At 63.1% G+C, this 20,614-nt stretch carries 17 protein-coding genes; 14 read left to right on the forward strand and 3 right to left on the reverse strand.

Annotation, left to right across the window (positions count from 1 at the left end):
• The first annotated feature begins 46 nt into the window (after window positions 1-46).
• The 14 genes from ABD833_RS01050 (at window position 47) to ABD833_RS01115 (ending at window position 15,866) form a co-directional block, all read left to right on the forward strand.
• Window positions 47-586: a hypothetical protein gene (locus tag ABD833_RS01050; protein WP_345070380.1), complete on the forward strand. Its 540-nt coding sequence runs from the start codon at window positions 47-49 to the stop codon at window positions 584-586.
• A gap of 427 nt (window positions 587-1,013) precedes the next feature.
• Window positions 1,014-2,411 carry an undecaprenyl-phosphate glucose phosphotransferase gene (locus ABD833_RS01055; RefSeq protein ID WP_345070381.1) on the forward strand — a complete coding sequence of 466 codons (1,398 nt, stop codon included), beginning with the start codon at window positions 1,014-1,016 and terminating at the stop codon, window positions 2,409-2,411.
• Window positions 2,412-2,568: 157 nt separating this feature from the next.
• Complete coding sequence (locus ABD833_RS01060) at window positions 2,569-3,354, forward strand: WecB/TagA/CpsF family glycosyltransferase (RefSeq protein ID WP_345070860.1); 786 nt, start codon at window positions 2,569-2,571, stop codon at window positions 3,352-3,354.
• Window positions 3,355-3,651: 297 nt separating this feature from the next.
• Window positions 3,652-4,536, forward strand: coding sequence for a glucose-1-phosphate cytidylyltransferase (gene rfbF / locus ABD833_RS01065; RefSeq protein ID WP_345070383.1), 885 nt, complete (start codon window positions 3,652-3,654; stop codon window positions 4,534-4,536).
• A gap of 142 nt (window positions 4,537-4,678) precedes the next feature.
• The gene (locus ABD833_RS01070; protein ID WP_345070384.1) at window positions 4,679-5,785 is read left to right on the forward strand and encodes an NAD-dependent epimerase/dehydratase family protein; all 1,107 of its coding nucleotides are present in this window, start codon (window positions 4,679-4,681) and stop codon (window positions 5,783-5,785) included.
• Between the two features lie 43 nt (window positions 5,786-5,828).
• A complete protein-coding gene (rfbC, locus tag ABD833_RS01075; RefSeq protein WP_345070386.1) occupies window positions 5,829-6,386 on the forward strand; it encodes a dTDP-4-dehydrorhamnose 3,5-epimerase in 558 nt (185 codons plus the stop codon).
• An 83-nt stretch (window positions 6,387-6,469) separates the two neighbouring features.
• Complete coding sequence (locus ABD833_RS01080; RefSeq protein ID WP_345070389.1) at window positions 6,470-7,822, forward strand: NAD(P)H-dependent oxidoreductase; 1,353 nt, start codon at window positions 6,470-6,472, stop codon at window positions 7,820-7,822.
• A 23-nt stretch (window positions 7,823-7,845) separates the two neighbouring features.
• A complete protein-coding gene (locus tag ABD833_RS01085) occupies window positions 7,846-9,189 on the forward strand; it encodes a methyltransferase domain-containing protein (RefSeq protein WP_345070392.1) in 1,344 nt (447 codons plus the stop codon).
• Window positions 9,190-9,291: 102 nt separating this feature from the next.
• Entirely contained in the window at window positions 9,292-10,119 is an 828-nt protein-coding gene (locus ABD833_RS01090; protein ID WP_345070393.1) for a sugar phosphate nucleotidyltransferase, read from the forward strand.
• Window positions 10,113-10,763: a PIG-L deacetylase family protein gene (locus ABD833_RS01095; protein ID WP_345070394.1), complete on the forward strand. Its 651-nt coding sequence runs from the start codon at window positions 10,113-10,115 to the stop codon at window positions 10,761-10,763. The genes ABD833_RS01090 and ABD833_RS01095 overlap by 7 nt, the downstream gene beginning before the upstream one ends.
• A 191-nt stretch (window positions 10,764-10,954) precedes the next feature.
• Window positions 10,955-12,325, forward strand: a complete 1,371-nt coding sequence (locus ABD833_RS01100) for a DUF4910 domain-containing protein (RefSeq protein WP_345070395.1) — start codon at window positions 10,955-10,957, stop codon at window positions 12,323-12,325.
• Window positions 12,312-13,172, forward strand: a complete 861-nt coding sequence (locus ABD833_RS01105; protein ID WP_345070396.1) for an SDR family NAD(P)-dependent oxidoreductase — start codon at window positions 12,312-12,314, stop codon at window positions 13,170-13,172. Before ABD833_RS01100 ends, ABD833_RS01105 begins: the two co-directional genes overlap by 14 nt.
• Window positions 13,169-14,092 (forward strand): phytanoyl-CoA dioxygenase family protein, encoded by a 924-nt coding sequence (locus ABD833_RS01110; RefSeq protein ID WP_345070398.1) that lies wholly within the window; start codon window positions 13,169-13,171, stop codon window positions 14,090-14,092. The genes ABD833_RS01105 and ABD833_RS01110 overlap by 4 nt, the downstream gene beginning before the upstream one ends.
• Before the next feature lie 184 nt (window positions 14,093-14,276).
• Entirely contained in the window at window positions 14,277-15,866 is a 1,590-nt protein-coding gene (locus tag ABD833_RS01115; protein WP_345070400.1) for a carboxypeptidase-like regulatory domain-containing protein, read from the forward strand.
• Between the two features lie 467 nt (window positions 15,867-16,333).
• Here ABD833_RS01115 and ABD833_RS01120 read toward each other — a convergent pair whose 3' ends face one another.
• From ABD833_RS01120 to ABD833_RS01130, 3 genes are read right to left on the reverse strand one after another with little or no spacing between them, the layout of a single operon-like run.
• Entirely contained in the window at window positions 16,334-18,286 is a 1,953-nt protein-coding gene (locus ABD833_RS01120; protein ID WP_345070402.1) for a glycosyltransferase family 2 protein, read from the reverse strand.
• A gap of 29 nt (window positions 18,287-18,315) precedes the next feature.
• Window positions 18,316-19,548: a glycosyltransferase family 61 protein gene (locus tag ABD833_RS01125; protein WP_345070403.1), complete on the reverse strand. Its 1,233-nt coding sequence runs from the start codon at window positions 19,546-19,548 to the stop codon at window positions 18,316-18,318.
• A 42-nt stretch (window positions 19,549-19,590) separates the two neighbouring features.
• Window positions 19,591-20,547 carry a GDP-L-fucose synthase family protein gene (locus tag ABD833_RS01130; RefSeq protein ID WP_345070405.1) on the reverse strand — a complete coding sequence of 319 codons (957 nt, stop codon included), beginning with the start codon at window positions 20,545-20,547 and terminating at the stop codon, window positions 19,591-19,593.
• Between the last annotated feature and the right edge of the window lie 67 nt (window positions 20,548-20,614).

Raw genomic sequence — 20,614 nt, forward strand, 5'->3', positions numbered from 1 at the left:
GGGGACAGCCGACAGCTTTTTTAGGACAAACTCCTATATTGCCTGCATGAAAAGCCTCGTGGCCACCCTGCTTCTGGTACTGTCGGCACTGGCTGGTCAGGCAGATCCGCACCCCGGCACCACGCCCCGGCCGATTCTGGCCCCGTCCATTCGGGTGCTGGATAAGCAGAACGGCTTTCGCGAAACTACGCTGGGTACCGATATCCGGGCCTTTCGCCATCTGGTGCTGGAGCGCACCGATGCGGGCACGCAGACGGCGTATTATACCCGCTCTACCGAGAATCTGAAAGTGGGCGGTTTTCGGGTCACGGGCATCAGCTACGGGTTCTATAAGGACAAGCTCTGCTCGATTGAGGTGCGTACCATGGGCGATGCCAACTGTCGTGCTATTCATAAGTTTCTGCTTGATGAGTATGGACCCGGGCAGCGTCTGGCATCAACTAAAAGTGAGTACTGGATTGGCCAGCAAGTGAGCCTGCGCTACACCGAAGTACCTCAGGGCTACGCTACCGTTATGCTGTCGAGCAAATTACTGATGGATCAGCGCATGGCCGAGCGCAAGATTCCTGCTTTCGGCACCGCCTGATACTGCCCTGACGCCCTCTTCTCTGATGGGGCAAAGCCTGCTTTTTCTGAGCACACTATTTCCGCTTGGAACGTAATATCCATGCCCGTAGGTGAAGGCGAAAGAGGAGAAGTCTGATGGCAGTAGGTGTGTGCCAAGAAGATAGGAATATAGCTTTACCGGCTGAGACTTTACCGCTTCCAAGGGAATCGGGATTGTGAAGTAAACAGGAAAGCTACACGCTGATGATAGCTTTACCGCATTTCTATGCAGCAACTTATAACCCTGTATATATGGCTGATTTGAATATTTTATTTACTTTAAATTATATAAAGTGATATAAAATATTGCTTAAAGACTAAAAAATAGCGTCCTTGTCATAGATGAACCGAATGGAACAAGGCTGCTAGCTGCTTCCAAAGGTCGTGCTGCTTATACGCTAAGTCTCATGGAACGCTACAGACGCTACTCCGACGCCTCAAGCATCATTTTGCCAGCAATTGATGTCGTATTAATTTTTGCTTCCTTCCGCCTAGCCGGCTGGCTGATTATGCATTCCTGGCACTTTAAGGGCTATTATCCCTTCTTCTTCGCCATTTTCGCCCTGCTGTGGTGGATTCTGTCCGGACAGTTGGCTAATATCTATCGGGTTGATAAACTGATTACCTATCCCGAGAAGCTGCTCTACCTGATGCGTACCTTCTTGGTGCACGCCTGCATTATTCTGGTAGTAGTCCTGACGCTGAAAATGTATTGGCTGCCCTTGCGCTACCTGTTTGCCGTGTATACGCTGGCCGTTATCAGCGTCGTTTGTGGGCGTTTTCTGCTCACGTTCGGCTACCGGGCATATCATCAGCATATTGCCCGGCCCCATAGCCGGTTTATCATTGTGGGAGCCGGCGAAAGTGGTCAGGAGCTGTATCGGTTCCTGGCTTCGCACGACCCGGTGGGCAATCAGTTTCAAGGATTCTTCGCCGATGAGCCGGTGTCGGCGGGGCTGCGGCCCTTGGTTCGGGGCTCATTGGCTGATTTGAAGAAGCACTGCCTGCGCACCCAGATCGACGAAATCTACTTCTCCCTGCCGCTGGACCAGCACGAGCTGATCGAAGAACTATCGCAGTTTGCCGACGACCATTTTCTTTCCTTCCGCATCGTCCCGGATTTCCGGGGTACCGTGCGCAAGGACGTGAGCGTGTACTATTACGACCACCTGCCCATTCTCACCATCCGGCAGGAGCCACTGCACATCCGTACCAACCAGGTGCTCAAGCGGGTATTCGACCTTGCGTTTTCGCTCGCAGTTATCGCCCTGCTCTTTCCGGTAGTGCTGCCGCTGCTGGCCTTGCTGATCAAGCTGGATTCGCCGGGGCCCATCTTTTTCAAGCAGATGCGGCCTGGTAAGCGGAATCACTTGTTTCCGTGCTACAAGCTGCGCACCATGCGTACCGGACACGGCCAAGCCGAGTTGCAGGCTACCAAAACTGATCCGCGCGTAACCCGAGTAGGCCGTTATCTGCGTAAGTACAACCTGGATGAGCTGCCCCAGTTTTTCAACGTGCTGGTCGGCCACATGTCGGTAGTAGGGCCGCGGCCGAATATGATTTCTCAGCTGGAAGAATATTCCAAGCACATCCGCACCTACCAGATGCGCCACGCCGTGACGCCCGGCATCACGGGTTATGCCCAGGTGAATGGGTATCGGGGCGAAACGCAGGTGCCCCAGGCCATGAAAAAACGCGTGGAATACGATTTGAAATACCTGGAAACCTGGTCGTTTGGGCTGGATATGAAGATTATTGGCCAAACAGTCTGGAACATGGTGCGCGGCGAGAAAAATGCCTATTAGCCGGTCCGGGTGGCTGGGGCGCATCCCCAAAAAGGCCTGAAGCTCCCTAAACCGCAAAAGGGAGGGGGTGGGAGCGGGGCTGATTGCGACCGGGGTTAACCCGGCGCAGTTGCTCCGCTCCCTAACTCTCCCTCTATTGCCCCAACAAGTGCGCGTTATGCTTCCCAAGCGGCCGGTATTAGATTCCTGGATTTCGACGGGCCAGCCGGCCGAGTTTGTAGATACGATCCTGCAGCTGGGGGCCACCCGGTCCTCCGCCTACGTATGCTGCGCCAACGTGCATATGCTGGTAGAGGCCCAGCAGCACCAGGACTTCCGCCGTATTCTGAGCCAGGCGCACGTGGTAACGCCGGATGGTAGCCCGGTGGCGGCGGCCATCCGTTTTTTTCATCGGGTGCCGCAGGAAAGGATTGCAGGAATGGATCTGCTGCCGGCTCTGCTGACGGCCGCCGCTGAGCGGGGTCACTCAGTTTATTTTTACGGTACTACCGAAACCGTACTGACGGCTTTGCTGGCTCAGGTTCGCCAGCAATTGCCCACTCTCCGGGTGGTGGGAGCCCATTCACCGCCTTTCCGCCCTTTGACCCCGGTTGAAGATGCCGCTGAAGTAGCCGCTATTAACGCTGCCGATCCGGATCTGTTGTTCGTGGCGCTGGGCTGCCCCCGGCAGGAACGCTGGATGGCCGCGCACCAAGGGTGTATCAGGGCGTGTATGCTGGGCGTGGGACAGGCATTTCTGGTGTATGCCGGGCTGGAACCCCGCCTGCCGGCGTGGGCCCGTCATTTGTGGCTGGAATGGGCCTATCGGCTGTGGCTGGAACCGCGGCGGTTGTGGCGCCGCTATCTGTATACCAATTCCCGCTTTGTTTACCTGATCGGCATGCAGGTGCTGGGGCGGTGGGTTGGCCGATCCCAGCCGCATTCCCGCCCCGTTGGCCGGTAGCGGAATCACCAAATCCAAACTGCTTTATTCTGTTGGCGGTGGCCTGTGCTCAGGCCCTGATTGCGTACGCCTTACCCTCGTGAACCCACTCCGCTATCTTTGGTAATCATCTGGTTTGATAGGATCTGATTAGTAAGTATTTGATTTATTTTAAAAATTATTGCTATTATTTATTGGCAATATTATAATATATTCTATATTTCAGTAAACTATGAGTTGAGGAAATAGCAGCCGACCTGATTGCTTCACTCTCCTTGGTTCTTGCTGAAAGTCTCCTTTTCAAAGTCTGATTCTGGTATGAAAGCAGTTATTCTGGCAGGGGGCTACGGCACCCGCATCAGCGAAGAAAGTGGCGTCCGGCCCAAGCCGATGGTGGAGATTGGTGGTAAACCCATTCTATGGCACATCATGAAGATCTATGCCCACCACGGCATCCGGGATTTCGTGATCTGCTGCGGCTACAAGGGACATTTGATCAAGCAGTACTTTGCTGATTACTTCCTGCATAATTCCGACGTGACCTTCCGCATGGACCGCAACGAGATGCAGGTGCACCGCAGCAATGCCGAGCCCTGGACTGTGACGCTGGTTGATACCGGTCAGGAAACAATGACCGGCGGCCGGCTGCGGCGGGTGCGTGAGTATCTGGACGACAGCACGTTCTGTCTGACTTACGGCGACGGCGTGGGCAACGTGGACGTGCGGGCGGCCATCGAGCACCACCGGCAGCACGCCGCGCTGGCCACGCTCACGGCCGTACGGCAACCGGGCCGGTTTGGGGTTTTCAATCTGGGGGAAGAATCGTCGCTGATTGCCAGCTTCACCGAAAAGCCCGAAGGTGGGGACACGCCCTGGATCAACGGGGGCTTTTTCGTGCTCGAACCCGCCGCACTCGACTACATCGACGACGACGATACGGTGTGGGAGAAAAAACCGCTGGAGCGTTTGGCCGCCGCCGGCCGGCTCGCGGCCTACCGCCACTCGGGCTTCTGGCAGCCCATGGATACGCTGCGCGACCGGAATATGCTGGAAGAGCTCTGGAGCACCGGCCAGGCGCAGTGGAAAGTCTGGTCGGATACGGCGGAGCCCACCGATCCGGTTCTGTCGCAGATCATGACGTCGGCGGTGGTAGCCCCGGTGGGGCAGCGGGTCGCCTTGCCCACGCTACTGGATGTTAATTAGTGCTCGGCGGAGGCGTTGAAAGCGGGTTATTTGCCCGAACTGGCAACCGCCGACCTTCCGGACCGCACTCATACCCCGGACCAGGCGCGTGCCCGGCCCCTGCAAAGCCCGCAACCACTACTCATCCCCGAAACCTCAGCTTATGCAACGCATCCTCATTACCGGCAACATGGGCTACGTCGGTCCCGGCGTGGTGCGCCACCTGCGCCGGCAATTCCCCGGCGCCGAGCTCATGGGCTACGATATGGGCTACTTCGCCCATTGCCTCACCGGCGGGCAACGGCTGCCCGAGTCGCGGCTCGACCGGCAGCTATTCGGCGACGTACGCCACCTGCCCACCGATCTGTTGCGCGGGGTAGCGGCCGTGGTGCACCTGGCGGCCATTTCCAACGACCCCATGGGTCAGACGTACGAGGCGGTGACGCTGGAAATAAACCACCAGGCGGGCATCGAGCTGGCGCGGCGGGCCAAGGCGGCCGGGGTGCGGACGTTCGTGTTTGCCAGCTCGTGCAGCCTGTACGGCGCCGGCGGCGAGGGGGCCAAAACCGAAAATTCGGACCTTAATCCCCTCACGGCCTACGCCCGGTCCAAGGCGCTGAGCGAGCAGGATCTGCAGCCTCTGGCCGATGAGAATTTCCGCGTCACCTGCCTGCGCTTTGCCACCGCCTGCGGCTGGAGCGACCGGCTGCGCCTGGATCTGGTCGTGAACGACTTCGTGGCCGGCGCGGTAGCCGGGGGGCGGATCAATATCCTGAGCGACGGCTCGCCGTGGCGCCCGCTGATTCACGTGCTGGACATGGCCCGCGCCATTGAGTGGGCGCTGATTCGGGAGGCCGGGCAGGGAGGCGACTTTCTGGCGGTCAATGCCGGCTCCGATACCTGGAACTACCAGGTGCGCGACATTGCCCAGGCCGTGGCCGCCGAGATTCCCGGCACGGTGGTGCAGCTTAATCCGGCTGCCGCGCCCGACAAACGCTCCTACCGCGTCGACTTCCGGCTGTTCCGGGAGCTGGCCCCCGGACATCAGCCCCGGCACACGCTGCCCGCCACCATTGCTGAGCTGCGCGACGGGCTGGTGGAAATGAACTTCCGGGACTCTGCTTTCCGCTCGTCCCAGCTTATGCGTCTGCGCGTGCTGACCAGCCTGCGGGAGAGCGGGCAGCTCGGCGCAACGCTGGCCTGGCTGCCCGAACGGGCCCTGGCCCCAGCCGCCGCGCCGCTGGCCCGGGTCAGCGCCCTGCTGGCGTAAGCAGCATTGTCGATCTGTTTTTTCTTTTTAACCCCAGTGCGTTATGATTTTCACCGAAACGGAGTTGCCGGGTGCCTTTATTATTGATGTTGACCGCATGGCCGACGAACGGGGCTTTTTTGCCCGGTCGTGGTGCGAGGAGGAGTTTGCCGCCCACGGCATTCTGATGCCCCCGCTGCAGGCCAACGTCTCGTCGAACCCCAAGCGTGGGACGCTGCGCGGCATGCACTACCAGCTGCCGCCCCACGAAGAAACCAAGCTGGTGCGCTGCACCCGCGGCGCTGTCTACGACGTGATTGTGGACCTGCGCGAGGAGTCGGCTACCTACGGGCAGTGGCTGGGGGTAGAGCTCACCGCCGACAGCTTCCGGATGCTGTTCGTGCCCGCCCGCTTTGCCCACGGCTTCCTCACCCTCACTGATACGGCCGACGTGTGCTACCAGGTGTCGGCCAGATATGCGCCCGGGGCCGAGCGGGGCCTGCGCTGGAATGACCCGGCCATTGGCATCCGCTGGCCCTTCGAGCCCGGCCTGATTTCCGACAAGGACCGCCGCCACCCGGATTTTCAGCTGCTGGTATCGGAAGAAAACGAGCCCGTCTGAGCAGCGGGAAACAGCAGGAAAACCGGGTTTTATCGAATCACCGCCGGCCTGACGCCTGGCTTTACCTCTTACCAACCTGCCCGATGATACTTGTTGACAAAGCTTTGGCCGAGCGGCAGCGCCGGGGAAACCCAATCCGGGTAGCCATGGTGGGCGCCGGATTTATGGGGCGGGGCGTGGCCCGGCAGATCTGCCGCTACGTGCCCGGTATGGAGCTGGTGGCCATTGCCAACCGCACCCTGACTAAAGCCCGGCAGGCCTACGAAGAGGCCGGGGTGCCCCAGGCCCACGAAGTGGAAACCGTAGCCCAGCTCGAAGCCTGCGTGGCCCAGGGCCGCCCGGCCATCTGCGCCGATGCCCTGCTGCTGAGCCGGGCCGCCGGGATTGACGCCATTATCGAGGTGACCGGGGCCGTGGAGCACGGGGCGCGGGTGGTGCTGGAAGCCATCCGGCACGGCAAGCATATCGTGCTGCTCAATGCCGAGCTCGACGGCACCGCGGGCGCCATTCTGAAAGTGTATGCCGACCAGGCCGGCGTGGTGTATACCGTGGCCGATGGCGACCAGCCGGGCGTGACGCTGAATCTGGTGCGCTTCGTGCAGGGTATTGGCCTGCGGCCGGTGCTGTGCGGCAACATTAAGGGCCTGCACGACCCCTACCGCAACCCCACGACCCAGGAAGCCTTTGCCCGGCAGTGGGGGCAAAACCCCAGCATGGTCACCAGCTTCGCCGACGGCAGCAAGATCAGCTTCGAGCAGGCCGTGATTGCCAATGCCTTAGGAATGCGGGTAGCCCGGCGGGGGATGCTCGGCCCTACGGTAGCGCCCGGTACGCCCGTCAGCAAAGCCGCCGAGTGGTACGATGCCGACCTGCTGCTGGCCGGCGGCCCCGGCATTGTAGATTACGTGGTGGGGGCGGAGCCGGGCCCCGGGGTTTTCGTGCTGGCCACCATCGACGACCCGGTGCAGCAGCACTACCTGAAGCTCTACAAGCTGGGGCCCGGGCCGCTCTACTGCTTTTATACGCCCTATCACCTCTGCCACTTCGAAACCCCTACCTCGGTGGCGCGGGCCGTGCTGTTCGGCGATGCGGCCCTGGCCCCGCAGGGTGCCCCCACGGTAGAGGTGGTGACGGCGGCTAAAATCTCCCTCTTCGCCGGGCAGGTGCTGGATGGTATCGGCCACTACCTCACCTACGGGCTGGCCGAGAATGCCGACGTAGCGCACCAGCAGAACCTGCTGCCCCTGGGCGTAGCCGAGGGCTGCACGCTACGCCACGACGTGGAGCGCGACCAGGTGCTCACCTATGATGATGTGATTTTACCCCATGGCCGCTTGATTGACCAGCTCCGGCGCGAACAGGCGGCCCATTTTCAGCGGCCGCCGCTCATTCCCATCCCCGCGTCCCGGATGCTGGAAACGGACCTTCCGCACTAACCACTTTTTATTTCCGGCCTTCCATGGAACCGCTTGTTTCTATTGCCCCGCCTACGCCTGCTCCGGCAGCTATTTCCGTCGCGATGCTTCCAACGGCCCTGGCCCAGCCGCGGCTGGCGCCGGTGGAACCGCCGGGCAGCCCCTGTCGGTTCTGCGGCACGCCGCTCGATGTCACGTTTGTGAACCTGGGCACTTCGCCCCTGTGCCAGGACCACGTGCGGCCCCACCGGTTCAACCAGGCCGAGGCCTTTTACCCGCTGCACGCCCGCGTATGCCGCAACTGCTTTCTGGTGCAGCTGGATGAGTTTGCCAGCTCAACGGAGATTTTCCAGAACGACTACGCCTACTTCTCCTCCTATTCGGCCTCGTGGCTGCGCCATGCCCGGCTCTACACCGACATGGCGGTGCAGCGGTTTGAGCTCACGGCCCACAGCCGGGTGGTGGAAGTGGCCTCCAACGACGGCTACCTGCTGCAGTACTTCGTGGCGCAGGGCGTGCCGGTGCTCGGCATCGAGCCGGCCGCCAACGTGGCGGCCTACGCCGAGGCCAAAGGCATTCCGACGCTGGTGCGCTTTTTCGGCCGCGACACGGCCCGCTACGTGGCCGCTACCACCGGCCAGGCCGATCTGCTGCTGGGTAACAACGTGCTGGCTCACGTCCCCGATATCAACGATTTCGTGGCTGGCATGCAGATTCTGCTCAAGCCGGAGGGCGTCATCACCATGGAGTTTCCGCACCTGCTGCGGCTCATGGCCGGTAACCAGTTCGATACTATCTACCACGAGCATTTTTCCTACCTCTCGTTCTATACCGTGGAGCGCATCTTTGCCCACCACGGCCTCACGCTCTTCGACGTGGAAGAATTGCCTACCCACGGGGGCTCGTTGCGCATCTATGCCCGGCACGCGGCCCACTCGGCCCGGCCGGTGTCGGCCCGGGTGGCCGAGCTGCGCACCCGGGAGCTGGCGCTGGGCGTGACGGACCTGGCGTATTACAGCGCCTTCGCCGCCCAGGCCATGGAAACCAAGCGTAAGCTGCTCGACTTTCTGATTGCGGCCAAGCGGGCGGGCAAAACGGTGGTCGGGTACGGGGCACCCGGCAAGGGCAACACCCTGCTCAACTACTGCGGCATCCGTACCGACTTCATCGACTACACCGTGGATCTAAGCCCCCACAAGCAGGGCAATTTCCTGCCCGGCACCCGCATTCCCATCTGCCACCCTGATCTGATCCGGCAGACCCGCCCCGACTACCTGCTCATTCTGCCCTGGAATCTGCGCGAGGAAATAATGGACCAGATGCAGGATATCCGGGCCTGGGGCGGGCAGTTCGTGGTGCCCATTCCCGAGGTGCAGGTGTATGCCTGACCAACGGCCAATCAACAAGGAGCCGTAATCCGGCGGCTCTGGAACGTCAGGGGTAAGTGCTTAGCGCTGCTCTTTCTCTCACTCTTTAATTTCCGCAAAGCCATGAAAGTCATTCTGTTTTGTGGTGGCCTGGGGATGCGCCTGCGCGAGTACTCCGAAAATACTCCCAAGCCGATGGTGCTGCTGGGCTACCGGCCCATGCTGTGGCACCTGATGCGCTACTACGCCCATTTCGGCCACAAAGACTTTATTCTGTGCCTGGGCTACCGCGCCGACATGGTGAAGCAGTACTTCATGAATTACAACGAATGCCTCTCCAACGACTTCGTGTATTCAAAGGGCGGCAAGCAGGTCGACCTGCTGAGCTCCGACATCGACGACTGGAACATCACTTTCGTCGATACCGGCATCAACGCTAACATCGGCCAGCGGCTGTTGGCGGTGCAGCCGTTTTTGCAGGGGGAGGAAATGTTTCTGGCCAACTATGCCGACGCCCTGACCGATATGCCCCTGGACCGGATGCTGGACGATTTCCGGGCCCACGGCAAAGTAGCCGGCTTTCTGGCCTACCAGCCCCCGCATAGCTTCCACGTAGTGTCGTTGGATGCGGCCGAAAACGTGCAGAGCATCAGTCCGATTGCCAGCTCCGGGCTCTACATCAACGCCGGCTTCTTCGCCTTCCGCCAGGAAGTATTCGACTACATGCGGCCCGGTGAGGAGCTGGTGACGGAGCCCTTTCAGCGCCTGATTCAGCAGCAGCAGCTCAAGGCCTACCGCCACGAAGGCTTCTGGGCCGCCATGGATACTTTCAAAGACAAGCAGCTGCTCGATGAGCTTTATGCCACCGGCAACCCGCCCTGGGAACTGTGGCGCACCAGCCCCGGGCTGCCGGCCGCGAAAGTAGAGCAGCAGCAGGCCCTGGTATGCTGAAGCTGGCTTTCGACCCCGACGCGGCGGCGCGGCCCCGGCTGCTGTGCCTCGGGGCCCACTGCGATGACATCGAGATAGGGGCGGGGGGCACCATTCTGCGCTGGCTGGACGAAGGGACGATCAGCGCCGTGCGGTGGGTGGTGTTTGCCGCCACCGACGAGCGGGCCCGCGAGGCCGAGGCCAGCGCCGGGCTGTTTCTGCGCCAGGCCCCGCCCGCTACGGTCAGCATCACCATTCACCGCTTTCCGGATGGCCTGCTGACCCAGCACACCGAAGCCGTGAAAGCGGAATATGAGCTGCTGAAAGCGTTTGCTCCCGATCTGATTCTGACCCATTACCAGCACGATCTGCACCAGGACCACCGCCTGGTTTCGCAGCTCACCTGGAATACCTTCCGCAACCATCTGATTCTGGAATATGAAATCCCCAAATACGACGGCGACCTGAGCAACCCCGGCCTGTTTGTGGCGCTGTCGGAAGCGCAGCTGAGCCGTAAGCTGGAGCTGTTGCGCGCGGCCTTCCCCAGCCAGGCCGCCAAGCACTGGTACGACGACGAAACCTTCCGGGCCCTGCCCCGGCTGCGCGGAATTCAGGGGGCCACGCGCTACGCCGAAGCCTTCTACGTCCGCAAGCTTCTGGTGTGAGCGGCCGGTCGGTTCAGCTACCACCCGAAACCGGCACCCCGGAATCCGCCAGCGCACGTCCGCCACTAGCAACACCCAACTAATAACACCCAACCGGCAACAGGCAACACCCAACCGGCAACACCCAACCGGCAACCGGCAACACACAACAGGCAACACACAACAGGCAACACACAACAGGCAACTGCTATATGGAAACTGAAACGGCTCTGTCGCCCGTACCCGTCGTCGCTGCTGCTGAGCAGGCGCCCGGGGCCGCCATGCACGCGCTGCTGACCCGGCTGTTTCCCATTTGCCGCAGCATCACGGGCCAGGGTGTGCGCCAGACGCTGGGTATCCTGCGCGAATACCTGCTCGGGCTTCAGGTGTACGAAGTACCCACCGGCACCCCGGCCTACGACTGGCTGGTGCCGCCGGAGTGGAACATCCGCGACGCCTACGTGAAAAATCAGGCGGGGGAGCGGGTCATTGACTTTCAACAGAACAACCTGCACGTGGTGAGCTACAGCGCGCCGGTGCGCGGCTGGCTTACCCGCGCCGAGCTGCTGCCCCACCTGCACACCCTGCCCGGCCAGCCCAACCTGATTCCCTACCGCACCAGCTACTACGCCGAAACCTGGGGCTTCTGCCTGAGTCACCAGGCCCTGCTGGGCCTCGACGAGCCGGGCTACGAAGTCTGTATCGACAGCACCCTGGCACCGGGCAGCCTGACCTACGGCGAGCTTTTTCTGCCCGGCGAAACGACCGACGAAGTACTGATTTCCTGCCATATCTGTCATCCGTCCCTGGCCAACGATAATCTGTCGGGTATCGCGGTGGCCATATTTCTGGCCCGGTACCTGACCCGGCAGCCGCGGCGCTACGGCTACCGGTTCGTGTTCGTGCCCGGTACCATTGGCTCCCTCACCTGGCTGAGCCGCAATGCCGACGCCGTGACGCGCATCCGCCACGGCCTGGTGGCCACGCTGCTGGGTTCGGCGGGCGGTTTCACCTACAAAAAGTCGCGCCGGGGGGAGGCGGAAATCGACCGGCTGGTGGCGCGGGTGCTGGCCGACCGCGGGCTGCCCCACCACATCCAGGAATTCAGCCCGTATGGCTACGATGAGCGGCAGTACTGCTCGCCTGGCTTCAACCTGCCCGTGGGCTGCCTGTCGCGTACGCCATTCGGTGAATTCCCCGAGTATCACACTTCGGCCGACAACCCGGAGTTTGTGCGGCCGGCGGCGCTGGGCGGGGCCCTGGAGCTGTTCCAAACCATCGTCGAAACCCTGGAAGCCAACCGCCGCTACCGCAACCTAAGTCCCTTCGGCGAACCGCAGCTGGGCCGGCGCGGCCTTTACAAAGCCACCGGCGGCGGACCGGAAGGCGCGGCCTTTCAGCTGGCGCTGCTCTGGGTGCTGAATCTGGCCGACGGCCACTACGACCTGCTGGGTATGGCCGAGCGCAGCGGGCTGCGCTTTGCCCAGCTGCGGCAGGCCGCCGAGGCCCTGCTGGCCGCCGGCCTGCTGACGGATGAATCTCACCCGCTCCCTGCTAACCCTGCCGCCCATGACCTTCGCTGAAAAGCCACTTACTCCCAAACTACCGGCCGACCTGACCGGCCGCACCGCCCTGATTACGGGCGCCAGCAGCGGCATCGGGCAGGCACTGGCGCTGGCGCTGGCCGAGGCCGGGGTGGCCGTGTGTCTGCTGGGCCGCGACGCCGCCCGGCTGACCGACACGGCGGCCCGGGCCCGCCGCTGCGGGGGGACGGTAGCGACGCTGGCCCTGGAGCTGACCGATGATGCCGCCCTGGAGTCGGTGCCCGCCCGGCTGCCGGCCGCTTTTGCCCGGCTGGATTTTCTGATTCACGGGGCCGGAATCGTGTGCCACGGCCTGCTGGCCGCCCAGCCGGTGGCCGAGCTCGACCAGCAGTACCGTATCAACGTGCGCGTGCCTTACCTGCTCACCCAGACCTTGCTGCCCCGGCTGGCGGCGGACGCGCAGGTGGTATTTATCAACTCGATGGCGGCCCTCATCAGCCGGGCCAGCAACGGGCAGTACGCGGCCACCAAAGCGGCGCTGAAAGCCCTGGCCGATAGTCTGCGCGAGGAGCTGCGGCCCGTTGGTCAGCGCGTGCTCAGCGTGTATCCGGGCAAGGTGGCCACCCCGCTCACGGCCCAGCTGCACGCCGAGGAAAACCTGGCCTACGACCCCACGCTCTACATTCAGCCCGCCGACCTGGCCGGGCTGGTGCTGGGCGTGCTGCGTCTGCCCGCCACGGCCCTGCTCCACGACTTGCCGGTGCGCTCGGTACCCCGGCCCGCCGTGCCGCTGCCTCCGTCGACGGGGCATTCAGAACCTGCTTTCCTCTCTTCGGCTTCCGCCCCGCCCGGGGCGTTTCACCCTCAACCAGCCTTTGCCCTATGAACACCGTGTACTTTGATGCCGCCCTGACCGACGACCAGCGGCGCGCCCAGCTTTTCGAGGGCCAGATCTTCGTGTATTCGCCCCGGCCCAGCGTGCGGGCCCTGGTCGATTTCGCCCGGGAGTTTATTGAGCCCGCTTTCGGCCACCTCGACCCCGTGACGGCCCAGCACGCCCTGGATCCGGTGGAGTATGAGCGGGTGCTGGCCGGCTTCAAGCCCACCTTCATCAACCATCCGCACTCCAAGCAGCTGGTGCAGAACATCCTGCGCGACTTCGGCTGCGCCCCGGACCAGACCTACTTCGACGTGCCCCGGATGCGCACCGCCACCAGCCACGCCTACCTCAGCCGCGGCCTGGCCTACTCGTTTGAGGCGCACCGCGACACCTGGTTTTCGGGCCCCATGAACCAGATCAACTGGTGGCTGCCGATTTATGAGTTTGAGTCGGGCAACGGCATGGCGTTTCACCCGCAGTACTGGGCCGAGGCCATTCCCAACGGTTCCGAGGGGTTCAACTGCCACGCCTGGGACGCCGAGGGAGCCCGCCTGGCCGCCCGCCCCGGCACGCCCGACCGGCGGGTACGGCCCCAGCCGCTGGCGGCGCTGCCCGTGGAACCCCAGCTGCGCGTGGTAACGCCCGTGGGCGGGCTGATGGTGTTTTCGGCGGCCCACCTGCACTCCACCGTGCCCAACCACACCGGCCGCTCCCGCTTCAGCATCGATTTTCGAATGGTGAACCTGCAGGACGTGCGGACCCGCCGCGCCGCGCCCAACTACGATACGCGCTGCACCGGCACCACGCTGGCTATGTACTACCGCCTGGCCGACCAGGCCCGCATTCCGGCCGAGTGGGTGCGCGACTATGAACACGGTACCCCTCTGATGGTAGATTCACCGGATCAGCTCATCCTGAAACAATAAATAACCCAAGCTGTGGCCGTAAGTTCTTGCGCTCGACCCCGTAGGGTAGCCACTCAAGTCAGGCTAGAGTTTTGACACTTCATCGGTTACGGCGGCCGTTTCGGAGAAATTAAATTGGCCGCTGACCCTGGAAAGCAGAAGTTTACAGCGTTGGTTCTGACTGCCACCTTTTCATTTGTTCGCGATGCTGCTGGCCCTCCTGTTTTTCCCGTTTTTCGCCCTGCCCGCTACGGCCTTGCCCGTGCGCTTGCTGCTGGGGCTGCACATCGCCGCCGGCACTGCGGCGCTGCTGATTGGTCTGGTGCCCATGCTGAGCCGCACAGGGGGGGGCGCGCACGTGCGCGCCGGCCGTCTCTACACGGTTTGCATGGTGGCGGTGGCGGCTACGGCCGGGGGACTGTGCGTGCTGCAGCCGCTCACGCTGGGCCGCCTGTTTCTGACGGGCATCGCATTGCTGAGCTTCTATCTAAGCTTTAGCGGCTGGCGGGCCGCCCGGCGGCGCAGCGTCCAGCTGCCGACCTCGGATATAGTATTGGCGGGCATTGCGGTGGCCGTGGGACTGGGCATGGTGGCCGCGGGCGTCTGGCTGGGGGCCGTGCTGTTTGCCTTCTTCGGGGCCTTAATCTGCGTGTTTGCGGGCCTCGATACCTGGCATGGCGTGCGGCGCGCCGGCCCCGCAACGGGTCCGGCGGCTTGGGTGCTGCGGCACGTCACGCGCATGGGAGGCTCCTATATATCGGCGGCTACGGCCTTTATCGTCGTGAACCTGGGCCGCTGGCTGCCGGCCGGCGCGCCGTCGTGGGCGGGGCTGGCGGGTTGGCTGGCCCCTACCTTCATCGGCAGCTTTGTGATTCTCCGGGCAGTACGGCGCTACCGGGCCCGGTTGCAGCCGCGCCCCGACGCAGCCCACCCGGCCAAAGCCGCCAGGCCGCTGGCTGGGCTGGCCCTGCTGCTGGCCTTGGCGGCGCCCGCCGTAGCGCAGGTGCCCGGCCGCCTGACCGGCACCATCACCGACGAGGCCGGGCGGCCCTTGCCCTACGCCACCGTCGGCGTAACCGGCAAAGGCGTGGGTACCGTCGCCGATGAGCAGGGCCGCTTTCAGCTGGCGCTGCCCGCCGCGCAGGTCACTGCTTCCGACACGCTGCGTTTCGCGTTGCTGGGTTATGCCGCGCAGTCGCGGGTGGCGGGGAGCTTGCCGGCGGGCCAGCTGCTGACCGTAGTGTTGCCCGAAGCGGCCATTTCACTGCCCAACGTGCGGGTGCAGGCCCGCGGCCTCGACTCAGTACGCATCGGCAACCGGCACTACCGCACCAACCTGCAAACGAATTTCGCGCTCGGGAAGCAGCCGGGACTCAACGTGGGTTCCGAAATCGGGCGCGTGTTTCAGCTGCCCACCCGCGGCGCCTGGCTCGACACGTTTGAGTTCGTGCTTAGTGCTAACGACTTCGATACGATTCAGCTGCGCATTAATATTTATAAGCTGCAGGGCGGCACCCCCGCCGGGCTGCTGCTGCGCTACCCCATCTACAAGCAGCTCACCCGGCTCGGCGCGACGCGCATTCGCATTGACCTGCGCCCGGAGCACCTGTTTGTCGAGGAAAATGAAATTGCCATCACCGTGGAGTGGATTGGGCACTCGCGCCGGGGCAGCCAGCTGGCCTTGCCACTACTGATGCCTGCCTTTGCCACCCACCTCTACCGCTACGGCGCCGCCAACCGCTGGAAGAAATTCACCGGCATGAGCACCACTATGGAGCTGCTGGTACTGGAATAGCCCCGCCAGCGCCAGAAAGCCGCTTGGGCAATTGTAGACTAGCGAACTGACTGGCCCCCGCCGAGACGCCTTGCGTTGCGTCTCGGCGGGGACTACGGGTGTTTGGGTTTTGCCGAAAATGCAGTGAGCGTGCTGCCTCATCAGGCGTTAGCGCAGCCGAATCATCCGCTCGCTGGCAGAACCAAAATGGAACAACGGTAACTGCTCTATAGCTCAGAGTGTCAATCCTGGACTACGTAGGTTAGTAAAATCGCCCAACACCGCAGAAGAGACGCTTCGACTACGACTGCTTCGACAAGCTCAGCGTGCCAATTTTCGAACATCATGCAGGTTTCCCTCCCCGAAAAAACGGGCCACTAGCAGCGGAGTCCAGGGTAAGCAACGGACTGGGGGTTGCGGCAGCATTCCGCCGAACTAACTTCAACCGTTTATCTGACTGAGCCAGAGCCGGAGTTTCGGCGGGGCAGTCAGAACATTTTCCCCAGTAACGGCAAGCCCAGGCCCAGGCGGGTGAGCAGCTCAAACGCGAGCCGGACGGGCAGCCACCGAACGGGTACCGGCAGCTCCCGCAGGGCCGGCACCGCAAATAAGTCGAGCACCTGCCGGGCGGCGGGCACGTCGCGCCGCCGCAGCGAACGGTAGGCCCCGGCCAGGATAAACTGGTGAAAAAACAGCCCCTGCGCGCGCCGCAGCCGCGTCTCGGACAGAAGCTGGGTCTGGTTGGCCTTGTGGAAAATGCGCAGCAGCAGCCCAATAATCCGCTCGTTGAAGACGCCCGTGGTAAGCGCGCCCGCATGTACGGTGTACGCCGCCACGCACTCCGGCACCCGGTAGAGGCCGTAGCGCGCAAACAGCCGTGCCCATAAGTCGGTGTCGTCGGTGTTGAGCTGGGTCGGGTCGGGCTCCCCGTCGGCCTGGTAGGCGGCGCGGCTTACTACGATAGCCGGAATGCGGACGAACGACGAATCGGTGAGAACCTGCTCCAGGGCCACGGCAGGCGGTAGGTACCCGGCCGCGCGGGGCTGCTGCCGCCGGATTTCGCGGGCCTGTCCGTCTACCACGCTCACGCCAAACAGGATGGTTTCGTACTGGCCGCGCACGGCCCGTAGGGTGCGCAGCATCGTCGTCAGGGCACCCGGCAGCAGGTAGTCATCGTCGTGAAGCATGTGCACGAAATGGCCGCGGGCCCGGCGCAGGCAGTGGTTCCAGTTGCTGGTCACGGTGCCGCCCGGCCCGTTGCGGAAGTAGCGCCACTGGCCGGCCGGCTGGGCCGCCAGCGCATACCGGGTCATCTGCTCCGAAAAGTCGTTGGCCGTGGAATTGTCCGATACGATCAGCTCGACGTCGGCGGGGAGTGGCCCCAGGGAGCGCAGGGTGCGGGCCAGCATTTCGGGCCGGTGGTAGGTCGGCACACAAATGCTGAGCAGGGGCTGCCAGTCCGCGCCGGGCCGGGCTACCGGCTCGGGCGGCGACCAGCGCTGCCGGGCCCGTTGCTGCACCACCCGGCGGCTCTGCCAGATGGCCCGGCGCTGCCGCCACACGCTGGCGTAGCCCTGCAACGACTGCCGTTCCAGCACCAGACTGTAGGCCAGAATGGCCAGCTGCCGGGGCAAGGCCCGCAGCAGCACCGGCACCACGCGCCCCGGCTCCAGGTTCTTGATCAGCAGCAGCAGCTGGTTTTTAACGGCTTCCTGCTTCATGGCGGCCGAGAGGCGACGCCGTAATTTCAGATCGGAAGGACGGAAGTAGCGCGGATGCACGGCCCGGCAGGCGGGCTCGAACACCGTGCGCCAGCCGTATAGGCGCCCGCGCCAGGCTACGTCCCAGTCTTCTTTGTGCGCAAAGAACCGCTCATCGAAAAACTGGCCGTCTACCCGCAGGTCATCAATAAAGCGCCGCCGGTACAGCGGCAAAGCTCCGTCGGCTCCGTCTACCTCCCCCGCGGTCAATGGGCCGGCGTCACTCAGGCGCTGCCCGTGCAGGCGCAGCTGAAAGCGCCCGTCGGGCAGGGCCGTCATCCCGGCGCTGTCGACGCAGGGGTCCGCTTCGGCCGACTGCACCAGCAGCCCGCATACGGTGCCGATGCGGGCGTCGGCCTGCATGGCCGCCACGGCCCGCGCCAGATAGTCGGGTGCCAGGTCCACGTCCGGGTTCACCAGCAGCACATACTCGGAACGGCTGCGGTCGAGGGTGTAATTATGGCCCCCGCAAAATCCCGTGTTCGTGCTCTGGGGATAGAGCCGCACGCGGGCATCGGTGGCCGCCAGGGCCGCTACCTTCGCATTGGTCGCGTCGGCCGAGGCATTGTCAACAATCCAGAATTCGAAATCCTGGTAGGTCTGGGCCAGTACGGAGCGCAGACAGGCCTCAATGGTATCGGCATTGTTCCAGGTGACGAGGGAAAGGATGACAGTGGCCATAAGGAACCGGAAAGAGATGGAGGACAGTACTACACGCTCACAACCGGCCGGCGCAGGGCCGCTTCAACCTGCCGGCGCAGGGCGGTCAGGTCTACGGTAATGTGGTCGAACTGCGCCGCGCCGCGGGTGCGGCTTAAAGTCTCATCGGAACACACCAGATGGCGGTGCGTAATGCCCAGCCGGGCCGCCAGCTCCAGATAATCCGGCACCATGAAGCGTTCAGGGAGCAACTCAATCAGTTCAGTCCCGGGGGGGCTGAATACAATATTGGCCAACCCCGCCCCGACGGGCGAAATGATGACGCGGGCGTGGGCAAAGAGGGCAATTTTCTCGGCCTGCGAGTAGGGCGTCAGCACGTGAGTTTCGAAGCCGTATTCGCGTAGTACGGCTTCCATTGCGGCCTCATTGCGCACGTGCCGCCCCGGGGCGTCGCGGCGGCTGACGTAGAGGTAGGGGCCAAACCGGCGTTCCGGCAGAGGGGAGGGGAGCAGGACGTCACGTAAGAAGTCACACGCCCAGTTGGGCGTGTGGGTCTGCTCACCCCGCACCGCCGAGGACACTATCAGGCGACGGGCGCGCAGGTGGCGGTGAGTCGATACGTCAATCAACTGCTCGGGGCGGATTCCCAGCGGGGCCAGCGTATCGAGGACGAAGCGTTTGGTCTTATCATAGACCAGGAAATAGTCGATCTGGGCAAGCAGGCCGGCTTCGCGCACCAGATGCAGGCGCGGCAGCGAGTCAATCAGCCAGTGGTAGTAGTTGCCCGTAGCGGCCCCGCCCCCGGAAAGCAGGCTGCACACCGTGCCGGGTACTTCGGTGGGGGTCAGAAAGTAGCGCTGGCGGAAGATGTTGTTGTCCTCGGGCCGCACCAGGTCCCATTTAGTGCTGGTAAACTGAAACGAGGCGTCGCCTACCAGCCGGTTGTCGGCGGTGATGATGGCCACGCTGTTGAGGTTGTCGGCGTACAGGCGGCCGTTTTCCAGGCTGAGCACGAAGCTGGGCTTCACCCGCTCCCGGTGGTTGGGCTTGCCGTACAGCCCGCCGTAGTCGGAGGCGCGCTCGTAGAAATCGGCCGGCACGTCCAGGTGGGAGACGTAGCCGGGTACTATTTCCTGGTAGTGCGCCCGGCTGTCGGGCTGCGTGGGCAGCAGGCTGCTCCGTTCCCAAAAGCTGGTAGGCTGATACTGCCGTTGGTAGGGAATCCATTCCCGCAGCAGGCGCCCGGCGCGGCGGCGGGCCCGAATGAGAATATTCTTACACATACTAATAGAACGTAGAAGAGCCAGGGTGCAGTGGGGAGAAGGTCAGGTGGTAGCGGTTGCAACCGCCTGCGTGGCCTGCAACCAGTCGGCGGAGGTCAGCACCTGTTCCAGTCCCGCCCGCAGACCAATGCGGTGCCGCCAGCCTAACCCGTGTAGGCGGCTCACATCCAGCAGCTTGCGCGGAGTGCCATCGGGGCGGGCGAAATCAAACACGACTTCGCCGGTATAGCCCGTCAGCTCCGCGACCAGGTCGGCCAGTTCCTGGATAGTGATGTCGCGCCCCGTTCCGGCATTGACGGGTAGGGCGCCATCGTAGTGGCGCAGCAGGTGCAGGCAGGCATCGGCCAGATCATCGACGTGCAGAAACTCGCGGCGGGGCGTGCCGGTGCCCCACACCGTTACCTGGGGTAGGCGCTGAGCGGCCGCTTCGCTGAATTTGCGCAGCAGCGCCGGCAACACGTGCGAGTTTTCCAGGTCGTAGTTGTCGCCGGGGCCGTAGAGGTTGGTCGGCATCACGGTGATGAAGTTGCTGCCGTGCTGGGCCCGGTAGGCTTCGCACAGCTTCAGGCCCGCTATTTTGGCAATGGCGTAGGGCTCGTTGGTTGGTTCCAGTGGCCCCGTGAGCAGGTATTCTTCCCGGATGGGTTGCGGGGCCAGCTTTGGATAGATGCACGAGGAGCCCAGAAACAGCAGCTTGCGCACGCCGTGCCGGTGGCTCTGCTGCAGCACGTTGCTCTGAATCATCAGGTTGTCGTACAGGAAGTCGGCGCGGTACGTGCTGTTGGCCTGAATGCCGCCCACTTTGGCCGCGGCCAGCAGCACGTAGTCGGGCTGCTCCTCGGCGAAAAAATCGGCCACGGCGGCCTGATTGCGCAAATCCAGCTCGGTGGAGGTTCGCACCACCAGATTAGTGAAGCCCGCCCGGCGCAGCCGGCGCACCAGCGCCCCACCCACCATACCGCGATGCCCGGCTACGTATATTTTGGCGTCAGTTTCCATTTTTTAGTGCTTGATGCTTAGTGCCTGGTGATTCGCGGTAAGGGGTTGAGAGTGCTGGGCCTGTTTT

The organism is Hymenobacter fastidiosus (assembly GCF_039539565.1).
GTDB classification, from domain to species: Bacteria; Bacteroidota; Bacteroidia; order Cytophagales; family Hymenobacteraceae; genus Hymenobacter; species Hymenobacter fastidiosus.

Bases quoted from the DNA above. Each gene is read 5' to 3' on its own strand.
- ABD833_RS01130 (WP_345070405.1), bottom strand. From the start codon at position 20,547: ATGGAAACTGACGCCAAAATATACGTAGCCGGGCATCGCGGTATGGTG.
- ABD833_RS01125 (WP_345070403.1), bottom strand. From the start codon at position 19,548: ATGTGTAAGAATATTCTCATTCGGGCCCGCCGCCGCGCCGGGCGCCTG.
- ABD833_RS01085 (WP_345070392.1), top strand. From the start codon at position 7,846: ATGGAACCGCTTGTTTCTATTGCCCCGCCTACGCCTGCTCCGGCAGCT.
- ABD833_RS01100 (WP_345070395.1), top strand. From the start codon at position 10,955: ATGGAAACTGAAACGGCTCTGTCGCCCGTACCCGTCGTCGCTGCTGCT.
- ABD833_RS01060 (WP_345070860.1), top strand. From the start codon at position 2,569: ATGCTTCCCAAGCGGCCGGTATTAGATTCCTGGATTTCGACGGGCCAG.
- ABD833_RS01115 (WP_345070400.1), top strand. From the start codon at position 14,277: ATGCTGCTGGCCCTCCTGTTTTTCCCGTTTTTCGCCCTGCCCGCTACG.
- ABD833_RS01090 (WP_345070393.1), top strand. From the start codon at position 9,292: ATGAAAGTCATTCTGTTTTGTGGTGGCCTGGGGATGCGCCTGCGCGAG.
- rfbF (WP_345070383.1), top strand. From the start codon at position 3,652: ATGAAAGCAGTTATTCTGGCAGGGGGCTACGGCACCCGCATCAGCGAA.
- ABD833_RS01095 (WP_345070394.1), top strand. From the start codon at position 10,113: ATGCTGAAGCTGGCTTTCGACCCCGACGCGGCGGCGCGGCCCCGGCTG.
- ABD833_RS01105 (WP_345070396.1), top strand. From the start codon at position 12,312: ATGACCTTCGCTGAAAAGCCACTTACTCCCAAACTACCGGCCGACCTG.
- ABD833_RS01050 (WP_345070380.1), top strand. From the start codon at position 47: ATGAAAAGCCTCGTGGCCACCCTGCTTCTGGTACTGTCGGCACTGGCT.
- ABD833_RS01070 (WP_345070384.1), top strand. From the start codon at position 4,679: ATGCAACGCATCCTCATTACCGGCAACATGGGCTACGTCGGTCCCGGC.
- ABD833_RS01110 (WP_345070398.1), top strand. From the start codon at position 13,169: ATGAACACCGTGTACTTTGATGCCGCCCTGACCGACGACCAGCGGCGC.
- ABD833_RS01080 (WP_345070389.1), top strand. From the start codon at position 6,470: ATGATACTTGTTGACAAAGCTTTGGCCGAGCGGCAGCGCCGGGGAAAC.
- rfbC (WP_345070386.1), top strand. From the start codon at position 5,829: ATGATTTTCACCGAAACGGAGTTGCCGGGTGCCTTTATTATTGATGTT.
- ABD833_RS01120 (WP_345070402.1), bottom strand. From the start codon at position 18,286: ATGGCCACTGTCATCCTTTCCCTCGTCACCTGGAACAATGCCGATACC.
- ABD833_RS01055 (WP_345070381.1), top strand. From the start codon at position 1,014: ATGGAACGCTACAGACGCTACTCCGACGCCTCAAGCATCATTTTGCCA.